The 14,689-nt window shown below is 50.0% G+C and carries 16 protein-coding genes and 1 pseudogene; 5 read left to right on the top strand and 12 right to left on the bottom strand.

Features of this window, described 5'->3' with window-relative positions:
- The 8 genes and pseudogenes from ACO1NT_RS13030 to ACO1NT_RS12995 all read right to left on the bottom strand — a co-directional run.
- Nucleotides 1-365, bottom strand: a pseudogene (locus ACO1NT_RS13030) (Fe-S oxidoreductase); the annotation flags it as partial.
- Between the two features lie 148 nt (nucleotides 366-513).
- Nucleotides 514-1,071 carry an OmpH family outer membrane protein gene (locus ACO1NT_RS13025; protein WP_449049086.1) on the bottom strand — a complete coding sequence of 186 codons (558 nt, stop codon included), beginning with the start codon at nucleotides 1,069-1,071 and terminating at the stop codon, nucleotides 514-516.
- A 116-nt stretch (nucleotides 1,072-1,187) separates the two neighbouring features.
- Nucleotides 1,188-1,724: an OmpH family outer membrane protein gene (locus tag ACO1NT_RS13020; protein ID WP_449049085.1), complete on the bottom strand. Its 537-nt coding sequence runs from the start codon at nucleotides 1,722-1,724 to the stop codon at nucleotides 1,188-1,190.
- Between the two features lie 76 nt (nucleotides 1,725-1,800).
- Nucleotides 1,801-4,356: an outer membrane protein assembly factor BamA gene (bamA, locus tag ACO1NT_RS13015; protein ID WP_449049084.1), complete on the bottom strand. Its 2,556-nt coding sequence runs from the start codon at nucleotides 4,354-4,356 to the stop codon at nucleotides 1,801-1,803.
- Between the two features lie 39 nt (nucleotides 4,357-4,395).
- Entirely contained in the window at nucleotides 4,396-5,157 is a 762-nt protein-coding gene (locus ACO1NT_RS13010; protein WP_449049083.1) for an isoprenyl transferase, read from the bottom strand.
- Nucleotides 5,158-5,194: 37 nt separating this feature from the next.
- Nucleotides 5,195-6,031, bottom strand: coding sequence for a type IX secretion system protein PorG (gene porG / locus ACO1NT_RS13005; protein WP_449049082.1), 837 nt, complete (start codon nucleotides 6,029-6,031; stop codon nucleotides 5,195-5,197).
- Between the two features lie 7 nt (nucleotides 6,032-6,038).
- Nucleotides 6,039-6,926 carry an NAD kinase gene (locus tag ACO1NT_RS13000; protein WP_449049081.1) on the bottom strand — a complete coding sequence of 296 codons (888 nt, stop codon included), beginning with the start codon at nucleotides 6,924-6,926 and terminating at the stop codon, nucleotides 6,039-6,041.
- 4 nt (nucleotides 6,927-6,930) lie between these two features.
- Nucleotides 6,931-7,593 carry a CBS domain-containing protein gene (locus ACO1NT_RS12995; RefSeq protein ID WP_449049080.1) on the bottom strand — a complete coding sequence of 221 codons (663 nt, stop codon included), beginning with the start codon at nucleotides 7,591-7,593 and terminating at the stop codon, nucleotides 6,931-6,933.
- 221 nt (nucleotides 7,594-7,814) lie between these two features.
- On the opposite strand from ACO1NT_RS12995, the gene ACO1NT_RS12990 reads away from it, so the two are divergent.
- Complete coding sequence (locus tag ACO1NT_RS12990) at nucleotides 7,815-8,639, top strand: 1-acyl-sn-glycerol-3-phosphate acyltransferase (protein WP_449049079.1); 825 nt, start codon at nucleotides 7,815-7,817, stop codon at nucleotides 8,637-8,639.
- Between the two features lie 4 nt (nucleotides 8,640-8,643).
- Nucleotides 8,644-9,606: a GNAT family N-acetyltransferase gene (locus ACO1NT_RS12985; RefSeq protein ID WP_449049078.1), complete on the top strand. Its 963-nt coding sequence runs from the start codon at nucleotides 8,644-8,646 to the stop codon at nucleotides 9,604-9,606.
- Here ACO1NT_RS12985 and ACO1NT_RS12980 read toward each other — a convergent pair.
- Nucleotides 9,592-10,047 (bottom strand): GatB/YqeY domain-containing protein, encoded by a 456-nt coding sequence (locus tag ACO1NT_RS12980; RefSeq protein WP_449049077.1) that lies wholly within the window; start codon nucleotides 10,045-10,047, stop codon nucleotides 9,592-9,594. The genes ACO1NT_RS12985 and ACO1NT_RS12980 overlap by 15 nt on opposite strands.
- Nucleotides 10,048-10,170: 123 nt before the next feature.
- Here ACO1NT_RS12980 and ACO1NT_RS12975 point away from each other — a divergent pair, with 123 nt between their 5' ends.
- The gene (locus tag ACO1NT_RS12975; protein WP_449049076.1) at nucleotides 10,171-10,389 is read left to right on the top strand and encodes a hypothetical protein; all 219 of its coding nucleotides are present in this window, start codon (nucleotides 10,171-10,173) and stop codon (nucleotides 10,387-10,389) included.
- 27 nt (nucleotides 10,390-10,416) lie between these two features.
- Here ACO1NT_RS12975 and ACO1NT_RS12970 read toward each other — a convergent pair whose 3' ends face one another.
- From ACO1NT_RS12970 to ACO1NT_RS12960, 3 genes are all read right to left on the bottom strand, one after another.
- The gene (locus ACO1NT_RS12970; RefSeq protein ID WP_449049075.1) at nucleotides 10,417-10,845 is read right to left on the bottom strand and encodes a CBS domain-containing protein; all 429 of its coding nucleotides are present in this window, start codon (nucleotides 10,843-10,845) and stop codon (nucleotides 10,417-10,419) included.
- 314 nt (nucleotides 10,846-11,159) lie between these two features.
- Nucleotides 11,160-11,594, bottom strand: coding sequence for a hypothetical protein (locus ACO1NT_RS12965; protein WP_449049074.1), 435 nt, complete (start codon nucleotides 11,592-11,594; stop codon nucleotides 11,160-11,162).
- Nucleotides 11,595-11,751: 157 nt separating this feature from the next.
- The gene (locus tag ACO1NT_RS12960) at nucleotides 11,752-12,363 is read right to left on the bottom strand and encodes a sprT domain-containing protein (RefSeq protein WP_449049072.1); all 612 of its coding nucleotides are present in this window, start codon (nucleotides 12,361-12,363) and stop codon (nucleotides 11,752-11,754) included.
- 124 nt (nucleotides 12,364-12,487) lie between these two features.
- Between ACO1NT_RS12960 and ACO1NT_RS12955 the strand changes: the two genes are divergently transcribed.
- Together ACO1NT_RS12955 and ACO1NT_RS12950 are read left to right on the top strand one after the other, a co-directional pair.
- A complete protein-coding gene (locus ACO1NT_RS12955; protein WP_449049071.1) occupies nucleotides 12,488-12,853 on the top strand; it encodes a BlaI/MecI/CopY family transcriptional regulator in 366 nt (121 codons plus the stop codon).
- A gap of 2 nt (nucleotides 12,854-12,855) precedes the next feature.
- The gene (locus ACO1NT_RS12950; RefSeq protein ID WP_449049069.1) at nucleotides 12,856-14,337 is read left to right on the top strand and encodes a M56 family metallopeptidase; all 1,482 of its coding nucleotides are present in this window, start codon (nucleotides 12,856-12,858) and stop codon (nucleotides 14,335-14,337) included.
- Nucleotides 14,338-14,689: the final 352 nt, after the last annotated feature.

The raw sequence follows: 14,689 nt of genomic DNA, 5'->3' as shown, positions 1-14,689 counted from the left end.
CCTACCAATACCGCGAGTGCGAGCCCTTCAAAAGCCGCAATGAGAAACCCGTAGAACGCGCCCAGTCCCGCAAAGGCACGATGGGTGCCGAACAGTCCATCGATGATGATTTCGAGCATCTCGATGTTAATGATGCAGAAACCTACGTACACAAACAGGTGGAGCAGTGCAGCGAAGGGCCGCTTGAACATTTTCTTCTGTCCGAATGCCACGAGGAGCATCGTTTTCAGTCGCCGTCCCGGCTGGTCGTGGCGGCGCTCGGCCCTGCCTAGCCGGATGTTTGCGATAATCTTCCGTGCGTTATAAGTCGCTAACGTGACGGCTGCTACCCATACAATCACGAAAATAACTTGGCTTATCATCATAAACAGTTTATGTGCCTGCGGTGGCGCTTATTGCGAAGGTAAGCAATTCGCAATACTATGCAAGCATAATAAATTATTTAGACGAATTATATAAAAAAAGCGGAATGTGATTCACATTCCGCTTCTTAACGTTCGGTTCAGCCTACCGTTACTGCGCTGCAGGAGTTGCGGTTGCCGCGATACCCATTTTGGTTTTCACGTCAGCTGTCAGGTCATCGCCACCGGCGAAATACGAGATGCCGGGGTTGGCGACGTCAAATACATATGCATACCCTTTTTCCTTGGCCACGCTTTGTATCGCGGTGTTTGCTTTCTGGATAATGGGTGCAAAAAGTTCTTCATTCTTCTTCTGCAATTCTTCCTGGGCTACTTGCTGCACTTGTTGGATGCGACCTTGCAGTTCTTGCAATTCGGTGCCTATTTTTTGCAATTCGGCATCGATCGAATCTTTATTGGCTTCACTGCGGTTACGTTGCAGTTGTTGGAATTGTTGCAACTTCTGGTCGTGCACTTCACCCATCTTCTGCAATTCACCTTCTTTCGACTTCTGGAGGTTTTCAAACTCCGTCTGAGCGGATTTGAATTCAGGCATGGATTGGATGATATCATTCGAATTGATATGGCCGATCTTCTGCTGCGCACTTACGAGTCCGGTTGATAAAAACAGCACCGCAACCACCACTGCACCTTTAAACAAATTTTTCATGCTATCCATTTTGATTTTTACTTGTTGTTTTGGGGTTTGTTTGTCCCCTCTTGTTGTGATTATAAGTCTATTGTTCTTTAATTTTTCAAAAAAGCTGCGCAATGATACGAAACGGATCAATCATCCGCAAGCGAAGGATCAGGTTTATATCCCAATTTGGTAATCACATCATCGCTTTTATCCAATCGTGGGTTGGCATAGAGGAAGGTCACCTCGCTTCCCTTATCCAGCACAATATCCAGGCTTTGGTCCGTAGCGATGGTCTGTATGGCTTGGGCTACCCGGTCTTGGATGGGTTGGATGAGTTTAACGCGCTCTTGGAAGAGGTCGCCCTCAAAGCCGAATTTCTGCCGTTGGAATTCCCGTGCTTCCTGTTCTTTCAGCACAATCTCATCTTCCCGCTTGCGGCGCATTTCCTCGCTGAGCAATACCTGGTCTTCCTGGTATTTTTTATAGAGGGCTTCGATATCGGCAAACCGGTTGTCTACTTCCTCCTGCCATTGCACCGAGAGGGCATCCAGTTGTTTCTGTGCGGCCACATATTCGGGGATGTGTTTTAAGATGTATTCGGTATCCACATAAGCAAACCGCTGGGCCATCGCTGCCGAAGAAGCCACTACGGACAGCACCAATATACCTACTAATTTTTTCATGCTCATCATACTATCTGTTGGTGATGGAATATAACAGCTGCAAAAGTAATTCCATTTTTTTTAATATCCCATTTATTTAGTTGAATCCGCCCATTTGCTGCATGATACTGAACGTGAAGTTCTGCCGCCACGTGCTTGAAGGTACGCCCGGTATCGGGTCGAATGCATGGCCGTAGTCGATGCCCAACAAACCGAAGATGGGCAGGAAGATACGGGCGCCCACACCGACCGACCGACGGACCTTGAAGGGATTGAAATCGCGGAAGTTATTCCACGTGTTACCGCCTTCGGCGAAAGCCAGTACGAATACGGTGGCTTGGTCGTTCAACATCACCGGATGGCGCAGCTCCAATTGGTATTTGTTGTATATGGGACTGCCTGAGTTGCGGGCGATGCTGACATCGGAACCGTCGGGCACCACCATCCCGTTGGCATAGCCACGCATGGCGATGATTTCAGAGCCCTGTAGGAAGTCGAAGCCCATCATTCCGTCGCCGCCCAGTTTAAACCGCTCGAAGGCCGATTGCCCCGTGGCGCTGGTGTATGAACCTAGGAACCCAAATTGCGCCTGTGCTTTCAGTACCAGTTTTCCGGCAATGCGGGTGTACCATTGCGAGTCGAATTTCCACTTGTGGTATTCCGTCCATTTATAGCGTTGTTCATCGGGGGCCGTAGGGTAGTTGATGTTGTTGAACGCCGAGTAAGGGGGGGTCACCTGTATGGTCAACTTCAAGTGCGAACCCGAGGTCGGATAAATCGGCTGGTCTACCGAGTTACGGCTAATCTCCTGCGTCAAGTTGATGTTGTACGACTTGCCATTCTCAAATAGGAAACCCGGGTAGTTCTGCAATTTATATTGCTGGAATCCCAGCGAATAGTTCAGCTGGAAATAGTTGTCCGGCCATTGTAAGCGCTTGCCGAGGCTTACCGTTACCCCATTCATCCATATCCGGTTCAGTTCATCATCACCAACGATTTGCCGGCCCGTATACCAGTCGAAACCGCCATATGACGAAGACGAGGTAAAAGCACTCACACCGAAGTAGATGGGTTTCTTGCCGCCCAACCAAGGTTCCGAGAAAGAGAAGCTGTACGACTGGTAACGCTTGCCGCTGGTTTGCCCGCGGATGCTCAGTTTTTGGCCGTCGCCACGGGGCAGGGGCTTCCACGCACTTTTGTCGAAGAAGTTACGCGTAGAGAAATTGTTGAACGAAAGCCCCAGGGTACCGATCACCTGCCCGGCGCCGAAACCACCGGAGAGTTCCACCTGGTCGGCCGGTTTTTCCACCACGTTATACTCGATGTCCACCGTTCCTTCCGAGTGGTTGAGGTTTGTGGGGACGGGGTTTGTTTTTTGTTCGTCGAAGTTACCCAACTGGGCAATCTGCCGCGTACTCCGCATCAACAGCTCCTTCGAGAATTTCTGGCCCGGTTTGGTGTGTATTTCACGTAGCAGCACACGGTCGTTGGTCACGTCGTTGCCTTTCAGGATGATGTTGTTGATGGTGAACTGCGCACCCTCATAGATGCGTAGGTCCAAATCGATCGTATCGCCGTATATCCGCGTCTGCACCGGGTCTACCGTAAAGGTAAGGTAGCCATCATTGAGATACAATGACGAAATATCGTCGCTGTTACGGGTAGGGCCCATCAGCTTGGTGTTGAGCTTTTCTTCGCTGAATACCTCACCTTTCTTGATGCCGAGAATCACATTCAAGATGGAATCCGAGTACTTGGCGTTGCCTTGCCAAGCGATGTTGCCGAAATAATATTTCGGACCCTCATACAGGTCGATGTCGACGATGACGTTCCGGTCGTTATGTTTATAGAAGGTATCCCGCAGGATTTCCGCATCACGGTAGCCATGCTCGTGCAGTTTAGCGATGAGGTTGTCTTTGGCCTCTTCGTATTTCTCGGCCTTGAATTTACCCGGCCCGGTAACGCGCCACCATGTACGTTGCCGAACACCTTTGAAGAATTTGCGGAGTTGGCGTTGCGAAAATTCCTCATTGCCCGTGAAATTGATGCGATGTGCCCGCACTTTGCGGTTGCGATCTACATTCACCACGAGTATCTGGTTGTTTACCTGTGTCGAATCCTTCATCGGTGCCATGGTAATTTCGGGATACAAGAACCCTTTCTCACTCAGGTAGCGGGTAATCGTGTTCCGCGTAGTGTTCATCAGGTTTTGGTTCACGATTTTGCCCGTATTTTCGGTGAGCTGCTTCCGCACCTCTTCGGTTTGGGTTTTGCTAAGCCCTTCGATATCGATGCGGGTAAGGCGTGGGCGTTCCACCACATGGATATTGAAGAAAATGGAATCGCCCTTCACAGCATCGGCATAGAGCTCCACTTCGTCAAATAACCCTTGATCCATCAGGTTTTTCACAACGTTCGAGGTAGCGTCGCTCGGGACTTCGATGCGCGACCCTACCACGAGTTTGGAAATGGTGATGAGCACATCGTTATCCAAGTATTCCGTGCCACTTACCGTTACGCCACCGATGATGTAATTCTTTGGGTGGAGGTAACTGAATTCGTCGGAATCACTTACCGGCACACCACGTTGTTGGGCCATCGTACTCCCTGCTGCCAATAGGGTAATGAGTATAAAAAGGGGTATTCGCTTCATCTATCTAATTTATCGCCGCTAAAGTACGGTAAACAGTTGTTAATTTTTGTTAAAAGGTTTTTTTACCACTTGTTCACTAGTTAATCCGAAACGGCGTTCCCGATTTTGGTAGGTGGCAAGGGCTTCAAAAAGGTCATTCCGCCTAAACTCGGGCCACATTTTGTCGGTAAAATAGAGTTCGGCATAGGCTAGTTGCCATAGCAGGTAATTACTGATGCGCTGCTCGCCACTGGTACGTATCATGAGTTCCGGATCGGGTATGCCGTATGTGGTCAATTGTTGGGCTACCTGGCTTTCGTCGATATCGTCGGGGGAAAGGTCGCCCGATTGTACCTGCCGGGCAAGCTGCCGCGCCGCTTCGGTAATTTCCCATCGCGCGCTATAACTCAATGCGAGTGTGAGGGTGCAATTCATGTTGTTTGCCGTTTTCGCCATAGCCTCTTGTAGGCGGGCGTAGCATTTCGGTGGCAGTTGGTCGAGGTTGCCGATGGCGTTAAGCTTTACGCCGTTGTCCATCAGTGTTTTCGTCTCTTTGTTGATGGTGTTGACCAGCAGCTCCATCAACGCGGATACCTCCAGCTTCGGGCGATTCCAGTTTTCCGTAGAGAACGCATAGAGGGTGAGGTATTTGATGCCGATTTCTACGGCCCCTTCCACGGTGTCGCGTACTGCTTTTACCCCATTCTTATGACCGAATACACGCAACTGGCCACGTTCCTTGGCCCACCGTCCGTTGCCGTCCATGATAATGGCTACGTGTTCGGGTAGCCTCGCTTTATCAATCGTGTCCTTAATATCCATCCTTAGTTTGGCGCAAAGTTAAGATTTTTTTGAGGACTTATTGCCACTCCGGGCATCCACCTTTGAAGATGGTATAAGATAAGGTAATGCCCACGGTCATAAAGGAATCGTACGGGCGGCCGTCGCCGCGCTGGGTGTAAGGTACGGCGTTTGGTGAGCCGCGGTAACTCAAGTATTCCCAATCGCTTACACTCCGACCCGCAGGTAAAAAGGGTACGATGGGCGACGTGGGAGAAACATCGGGGTAGTTCCCACTCACATCGTCGAGGTAATCCGTAAGCGTAAGGCGGTATGCGAGTTCAATGCCGACGGACCACGGTCCGCGGAGGTTGTACTTAAAGCCGGCCCCAAATGGGATGGAATAGGTAAATTGCTCATACATGTCCGGGTTGTCCGTTACATGATATTCGGTGCGCATTTCGCGGAGGGATACCGTTTCGCGCGACCCGTCGGCCGCTGTTAAATACCATTTGGGGTCGAAGGCAACCACACCGATGCCCGCAAAGATATAGGGCGTGTATACGATCCTTCCTCGCTGGGGCAGCCATTTGAAAAAATTGAAATCAACCAGTACCGCGGCTTCCATGATGGGGCCGAAGAACCCCAGGTTGCGGTTGCGGCGCTGCTGCACCCGCGAGTGCGTATCATGCCCATAGGTGTTCGCGTAAGCAAAATTTCCGCGGATGCCCCAAGTGTCGTCGAGGTTGTATTTAACGGAAGCCCCTGCCGCCCATTCATTGAAAGCCAGCGGGTTTTCGGGGTTGATGTCGCCCATATAACCCGATGCACCGCCCTGTAGTCCCAATTCCCATTCCTGGGCGGCAGCTATCAGGGGCAGCTGAAGCATAAGCAGTAGGGTAGCAATTCGGTTCATCTCGCATCTAATAATTCCGCGCATCCAGTCCCCACAGCAATTTATTGCGCAGGGTAGAAAAATAACGGTAGTTTTTCAGCCGTATCAGCTTGGCCTGGTAGTGGGCCTTCCGTACCGTAAGCTGGATGTCGGATGATACGGCAGTGGTTTTCGAGTCGCATGACAACAGGAACTTGCCGCTCCGGCTTTCGATGTCCAGTTGTAGTTCCACCTCATCCGAGATCACGACAGGCCTAACGTTGAGGTTATGCGGCGAGATCGGTGTAATCACGAAGTTGCCGCTTCCGGGCATGAGGATGGGACCGCCGCAGCTTAGCGAATAAGCCGTAGATCCGGTAGGGGTGGCCACAATGATTCCGTCGGCCCAATAGGCATTCAGCAGTTCGCCGTTTACATGGGCGTTTATGGTAATCATTGCGGAGCTGTCGGATTTGAAGAGGGTCACATCGTTAAGCGCGAAATGGCTTCCACCGAACAGGGAAGTTTGCGCGGACTCGACCGATACCAGGGTCCGTTGTTGGATGTCGTAATCGCCAAGCAGGATAGCGTCCATCGCGGCATTGATGTCGTCCTTGCTGATGTCTGCCAAAAAGCCCAGTCTGCCGAAGTTGATGCCGGCCACCGGAATGCCCGAGTCGCCCACGATAGACACCGCGGCCAACATCGTGCCATCGCCCCCAAGGCTGAGCATGAAGCCTACATCGTTGGGCAGCCCGCCCTTGGTTGTGTAGGTGCTCAGCGGCTGCGGGCAAACCACCCGTTGTTTTTTAAGGAAGTCGTGGAATGCATCGTATATCCACAGCTCCGCGCCTTTGGCTGTCAGTGAATCGAACAAATGCTGTACATAGGGAATTACCGACGGCTGGAACTCCCTTCCATAAACCGCTATCTTCATGGCGTTACATATTGATATAGTTCATCAACTGTTCATAGCGGTCGCGTGAGTTATCGCGGCTATTTTCGTCGTTGTATGTTGATTTAACCGTGTAGTCGTGCCGCAGGAACGCGGCCACGATCGAAGAGATATCTGCCGTATTCACCTTTATGGTCACTTCCAGCCGGGAGGAGTCGGCAAACATGCGTACGTACGAACTGAGTATTTGCGTATTCTCGGCTTCGACGATGTGGGCAATGTGCGATAAGGCATTATCACGATTGCCCATTTCCAGGATGATGATGCCGCCCGGGTGATTGACCGACATCGTCTGGCCCAGGGCGTCGATCACCTCAAGCGGTGTCAATGCCCCCAAGTACGCGTGCCCCTCATCGAGCACTGGCAATAGATCGATCGGGTGTAGCTGGAAAAACAATACGGCATCGTAGATGTGTTGGGTGTCGAATAGATGCACCTGCTGGTAGGTCACGCCCAGTTGTTCAAGGCGGTCGTCCATATGTTCCCGTCCTGATAAAGACGCATATGAAACGAGCCCGAGGAAAGCATCATCTTTCAGTACCGGAAGCTGCGCTAACCGCAAATCGGCCATTTTGTCCAAGACGAAACGTTTGCTGTCCGTAGGTGTTACCGCATAATTACGGTCGGTTATCACTTGGCCTATATTCATGATCGTTGTTCCACCTCCTTAATGTATTAAACGATTGAAATGCATAATCGTTTAATTTGAATCCATCCGCTTGCCAAAAATAGTTGCTTTTGGCGATTTCCACGACTAATTTTCGGTTTTTTTATTGAGTACACAACAAATTCGGAACTTTTGCTACTTTTGGCTGCTATATCGATTTCGGGGCAACGCCTCTCGGAAAATCGTATAGAGGGAAGGTTGTTTTGGAAAACAAGGAAAAATACATCGTCATCCGCGACGTCATCCGGAAGAAGAACCCGGCGTTGCTGCGTTGGATGCCCCGGTTTGTGTTGCGTTATATCGAGCGTGTTGTGCATGAAGATGACATCAACCGCGTGATGGATCATATCGGCCATTTGCATGGGCTGGAATTCGTGGATGCGCTCATCGGCGAATTGGGCGTTATCGTGGAATTGACCGGTGAAGAGCATATCCCACGCACGGGCGGGGTCATTTTTGCATCCAACCATCCATTGGGCGGTTTGGATGGCGTGGCTTTCATGCATGCACTGGGAAAATACCGACAGGACATTAAGTTTTTGGTTAACGATATACTGCTCAATATCAAGAACCTGCAACCGTTATTTGTAGGGGTAAACAAACATGGTGCTCAGGGTCGGCAGGGCATACGACAAATTGAAGAAGCCTATGCGCAAGACCAAGCGCTACTGGTATTCCCTGCCGGATTGGTGTCGCGCAAGCGCAATGGGAAAATCGTGGACCTCGAATGGAAGAAAAGCTTTATCGTCAAAGCCAAGAAATACCATCGGGATATTGTACCGGTTTATATTGATGGGAAAAATTCCAGCTTTTTTTATAATTTCGCTCGCTTGCGGGAATCAGTTGGCGTGAAATCCAACATTGAAATGTTTTACCTCGCGGATGAACTATTTAAGCAGAAAAACAAAAAAGTGACCATCCGTGTAGGAAAACCAATATCTTATACTTATTTTGACAGCTCTAAAAGTGAAAAGGAGTGGGCTGATGAAGTTAAGCAGACAGTATACAATTTAGCTCCTGAAAACTAACTATATGCAAGAGATCATAGCACCTGTTGACAGCGATTTAATCAAGAAGGAGCTTACCCAAGAGGCATTTATCCGCTATACCAACAATGGCAATAACGAAATCTATTTGGTGAACCATCGCCATGCACCCCACACCGTGCGTGAAATCGGTCGATTGCGGGAAGTGACCTTTCGGGCTGCGGGCGGCGGCACCGGTTTGGCGCTTGATCTTGACGACAACGACACCGGCGAAGATGCCTACGACCAGCTGATCGCATGGAATCCCGAGGATGAGGAAATCATTGCCGGTTACCGGCTGATCAAATGCAAGGATGTCGGGGTGAACGGCCATGGGGAGATCAATCTTTCCACGGCCCATTATTTCCACTTCTCGCCCAAATTCGTCGCCGAATACCTACCCTATACCATTGAGTTGGGCCGTTCTTTCGTACAGCCCAAATACCAGCCGGCCAAAGACAACCGCAAAGGCCTGTTCTCGCTGGATAACCTTTGGGATGGCCTCGGTGCCGTGGTGAAGCTCAACCCCGATGTGAAATACCTGTTTGGCAAGGTTACCATGTACCCGCATTACAACCGCGAGGCGCGCGACCTGTTGATCTATTTCATGCATCATTATTTCCCCGATCGTGAACAGCTGGTGTGGCCCATCAAGCCGCTGCATTACTTTACTGACCAGGCCATTTTCGACCATACGTTTGATGGGCTGGAGTATAAGGAAGGGTATAAACTGCTGAATAGCCGTGTGCGCGCGTTGGGCGAAAATATCCCGCCATTGATCAACACCTATATGAATCTGTCGTCAACGATGATGACGTTCGGCACCGCTGTCAATGATGAGTTCGGTACGGTTGAGGAAACCGGCATCATGATTACCATCGACGATATCTTCGAAAGCAAGAAGGAGCGCCATATCTCCACATACGAGCGGGATAAGGACTTTGGCAGCCGCCATTTAACCTCCGGCTAGTAATGTCTTGGCGATTGCCGATATGGTTTTGCCGTCAGCCTTTCCGGCTAGTCGTTGGTTGGCCAGCCCCATCACTTTGCCCATGTCTTTCGGTGATGCAGCGCCCGTTTCGGCGATAATCTGCTTCACAAGTTCTTCTACCTCTCCTTGGCTGAGCTGCTTGGGTAGGAATTCCTCGATAACGGCCAGTTCCTCCATTTCAATGGTGTAGAGATCGTTTCGGTTTTGCTGTTGGTAGATTTCGGCCGACTCCCGGCGTTGTTTCGCCAGCTTTTGAAGCACGCTGATTTCCGTTGCTTCCGTAATTGCTTCAGCAGGCCCTTTCTCGGTCTTGGCCAGCAAGATGGCGGCCTTGATGGCCCGGAGTCCGCGGAGGCGGCTATTGTCTTTGGCCAGCATGGCCGATTTGATTGCTTGGTCTATCGTGTCTTGTAAAGCCATTTCAATGATTTTCTTTGGAATTCCAAAGGTAGGCATTTTGCCTTTTGCTTTTCTGCCTAATTTGCTTTTGTGCTTTTTTGGCGTTGTTTTTTTTGTATTTTTGGCAGCAAATTGTTATTTGTTATGTCAACGACAGTAGAAAAAAGACCGGCACGGAAAACCGTGAACAACGCTAACGAAACCCACTATTACGTTACATTGGCTGTAGCCGTGGCGATAGGCCTGGTCGGTACGTTTTTACGGTTTGTTCAAGACTCTACCCTGCTTTCGGCGGTATCATGGGTTTTACTGGCCATCGGTTGGCTGATTGTATTCCGGGTGGTATTCCGGATTATGAAATAACGACGGCTTTGCCGAGATAGTTCCCGCTTAACTTGTGATGTAACTTTGCAATTGGGAGATGGTTTCCTGTTGGTCTTCGATGATCGACTTGACCAGGTCGCCAATGGAAATGATACCTACAATAGCGGTGCCGTCCAATACGGGTAGGTGCCGGAAATGATTGTTGGTCATCAGCTGCATGCACTGTTCAATCGCTTCATCCGATGTGATGGTATGCGGTTCTCTCGTCATCACGTCACTGATTGCCGTGTCTTTGGACGATTTTCCCTGCAGGATGATTTTTCGGGCGTAATCCCGTTCGGTAAAAATCCCTTTCAACTGTTCCCCTTCGGTAACCAGCAGGGCGCTGATGTTTTTCTCCATCATGAGTTTCAGTGCTTCCAGCACGGAAGTGGCGGGCCTTACCGCGTGTACCACGGTTGGTTTGTTGTGGAGGATGTGCTTAACGGTCTTCATGATTACTGCTTTATATTATCCCAGAATATTCATTAGCACTTCTATTACGTACCGAAACTGCTTCAAATTCAGTCGCTTTGCTGATGTTTTCGGCCTCACATAGCGCTGCTATGCCACAGCCTCCAAACATCCTGACTTTATTGCAGTTACAGCCCTCATCACGAAAGCCAACGAATAATCTGGGATTATTGGATAGCTCTATAAACCCGCGAAATCGCGGCATGAATTTCATAAACGGCAATAACAGTCATTATCGGTGTTTTCGCAAACACACGATAAAGTTAGCATTAATCTACCAGAAAACCTAATTTATCCTATCCGGCCATCCCGGTGGGCCACACGTGCCAAGGAATGCGCGAGAGGATGAGTATCAGTGCGATAAGATAAAAAGCCAATACCGTTCCGTTCTGTTTTTTAGCTACGGTAAGTTTCTTTGCTTTTGAATAGCCCACAGTGATCAGCACAATGGCAATCAACATCACAAGCGGATGCTCTAGAAAGTAAAGGCGTGAAGTACTGATTTTCATGGCTTCGCCGGAAGCGGCTTTCAAGCCCAATGGCGAAACAAAGTAAGTGATTAACCCCACTACGAATTGCAAGTGTGCACATATCAACCCGAGGAGTGCCATTTTACGGTTATACCCCTTGTTTTGCAGGTAGGCAAACAATACATAAAGAATAGAGATAAGCAGTCCTGCCAACAGCACATAGGCCAGTGTGGAATGTAAATGTTTGAGTCCGGTGTACATGTTTTATAGTATTTAGTAGTTAGTACTTAGTCTTTAGTAGTTCGTCTTTAGTCCCGATTCACTTCGTTCCCGGGACGTCACTTCGTTCCTTCTGTTGTTTTAATGCCTGTTGTCTAATACCCCACATCCCACTAAGCGGTGCTAAAGTACGGAATAATTATTTAATAGCCACCACTTCCGCGATCGGGCTGAATAAGTATACCCGTTCAGTATTCACTTCAATGCAACGGTAGCGCTTCCTGATCTTTTCCTTTTTCTGGAATACGCGGCCATTCTTGAGGGAGAATAATGTGTTTTCGGGTAGTTGTTCCACGGTCTGCGCCGATCCGTTTGGCATATCGTACCGTTTCAAGGTGCGGTAAAGCTGCAGGTCGGTGCAACTCGAAGCGGCGGGGTTATCCAGGTAACGGACAATCGATTGCTGGACGTCGTCGGGAAAGAGGCGTGCTTGGATGAACGGGCGCATCAGCTCCCTGAAATCGGATTTCCATTCGGGCCCATGGGGTTTCACCTTGTTCCTGTGGGCGTTCCATGTTTTCAGGTGGGCAAACTCGTGCACGGTGGTAATGAGAAACGCATAAGGGTTGAGGTTGTGGTTTACCGAGATGCGGTGTCCTTTGCCATCGTGTGGTGGCCGATAATCGCCCAGTTTCGAGGTGCGGTTCCGGCTGATGCGGAACAAGCATCCGCTGTCGTTGATCCAACGTGAGATGATCGGCGCAGCCGAAGCGGGCATGTATTTACGGAGCTGTGGGCTATAGTCCTGCATAGGTGCAAACATAAAATAAACGCGGCAGTAATCATAGGGAAACAAGGGCTGTTATAAAATAAGGCGACAGAAGATTTGATTATTTACGAATAATCCGTAGTTTTACGTCCAAACCGTAATTTATATGGAGAAATTAACGATACAAGAAGAAGAGGCGATGCAGTTGGTGTGGCGCAACAACGGCGGCTTCATCAAAGAGCTGTTGGACCGTATGGAAGGGGAGAAGGTACCGTACACCACCCTAGCGTCGACCCTCGCCAAACTGAAAACCAAAGGTTATGTCAAAACCGTTCGGTACGCCAACGCCAATCGGTACGAGCCGCAGATTGCCGAGGAAGATTACAAAAAGGCGTTCATGAATGGGTTTGTGCATCATTACTTCCGCAATTCGTACAAGGAATTGGTGAGCTTTTTCGCCAAGGAAGAGAAAATCAGTGCCGACGAGCTCGACGAGATCCTCGATATGATTAAGAACGAACGAAATAAATAGCCATGCCGGACAGTATGCTCTACTTGCTGAAAGCCAACCTGGCTATCCTCTTGTTTTACCTTGGATATCGGCTGTTGCTGCGCAAACTTACGTTTTATACGCTCAACCGGTTCTACCTTTTGTTTGCGCTGCTTTTTTCATTCACCTATCCACTTGTCGAGCTGGCCGGGTTATTTGAGGCCCCTATACAGCAATTGCCGGGTGAAGCCGTATATCTCATCCCCAATTGGGAGCAGGTGCCCGCAGCGGAATTCAACGGGTGGCCTTTGCTGGTGGGTGTTGTAGCGCTTGGCGCGGTATGGTTCGCCGTTAGGTTCGCTATCCGTTTGCTTAGTTTGTGGCGCGTCCACGGCCAGTCGCGCGCGGCGACATGGCGGTGGATACACTACCGCCAGGTATTCGCCCCGATCCGGCCGTTTTCGTTCTGGCGTAACATCTACGTAAACGTGCATAGCCATGCCGATGGCGAACTGACCGAAATTTTCAAGCACGAGCAGGTGCACGTAAAGGAACTGCATACGTTGGATGTCCTGCTGGCCGAGCTGAGTAGCGTACTGTGCTGGTTCAATCCGGGGATGTGGCTGCTGCGCAATGCCATCCGCGAAAACCTCGAGTTTATTACCGATCGCAACGTGTTACGGAGCGGCATAGATAGGCAAGCCTACCAATATAGCCTGTTGGGTGCCGGTCGGCAGTTGGAAACCCATCCAACCATTGCCCAAGGCTTTAATTTCAAAAATTTAAAAACGCGTATTATGATGATGAATAAAAAACGTTCTTCGTGCCTGCACTTGGGCAGGTACCTGTTGTCCGTACCGGTTATTGCGGTTCTCGTATTGTTCATCACCATGAGCCGTGCTGCTTACCTTCCGGAGATTTTGGATTCGCCGGCCGTGCCCGCACGGGTAGCCGGCATGGCACAGCCGACGGTTGAAACAGCTATGCCGCAAACTGATGCCATTGCCGATACCACCAAAGCCAAACAGAAAATATCGATTGACCAGATAATCGGAGAGCTTCCCGAAACCGGGGACGCGCCTTTGGTGATCCTCGATGGACTGGAATTGAAGAAAGGGTTTGACATGAAGACCCTTGACGCCGACGCTATCGCCAGCATCAGCGTACTGAAGGACGCTGCCGCCACGGCACTTTATGGCAATCGGGGCGCGAGAGGCGTTGTTCTCATCACCACCAAGACGAAAGCATCAAAGGATGCAGCTCATATAGATACCGCGGCGCTTCCTGAAATCCGGGGCGGTAGCAAGGGACCGGAAGAAAAGCCCAAGACACCATCTGCTGCCGACCACGATTTTGACGGCGCCCTGATTGTCATCGACGGCGAGGCATCGACGTCGGCGGCACTTCGTAAGTTGGCGCCCGATGATATCGAAGCCATCACCGTATTGAAAGGTGCTAGTGCGACAGACAAATATGGTGACAAAGGAAAGAAAGGCGCGATTGAAGTGACGACGAAGAGCCCGTAATTTGGATTTGATGCCAACATATGGCCAGTCGGTTCGATAATCAACGGATGGTAGGGTTTTGAAAGGACCCGATTGAAGCGGTGCCGAGCCCGCTCATATACGGAACGTATGTTCTAGGGTGGATGCCAAAATATGTTACCGTTCGGTTAATCCTGATGAATGGATTCCGGCGTTAAATAGCGATATTGGCTGTCATAATCAATTAGGACGTTATCCGTGGTAAACCAACGTATCCACTCCCCTGCTATAGTGCGCAATCAATGCCGTGCGCCCGCATTATTTATGGCCCATCCCGTAAACGGCGATAGACCGGAATCCAAACTTACTCCCACAAATTCCCAATTGGTAATGG

It is taken from the genome of Parapedobacter sp. (assembly GCF_053550995.1).
This window is presented reverse-complemented; position numbering and strand designations above follow the sequence as displayed.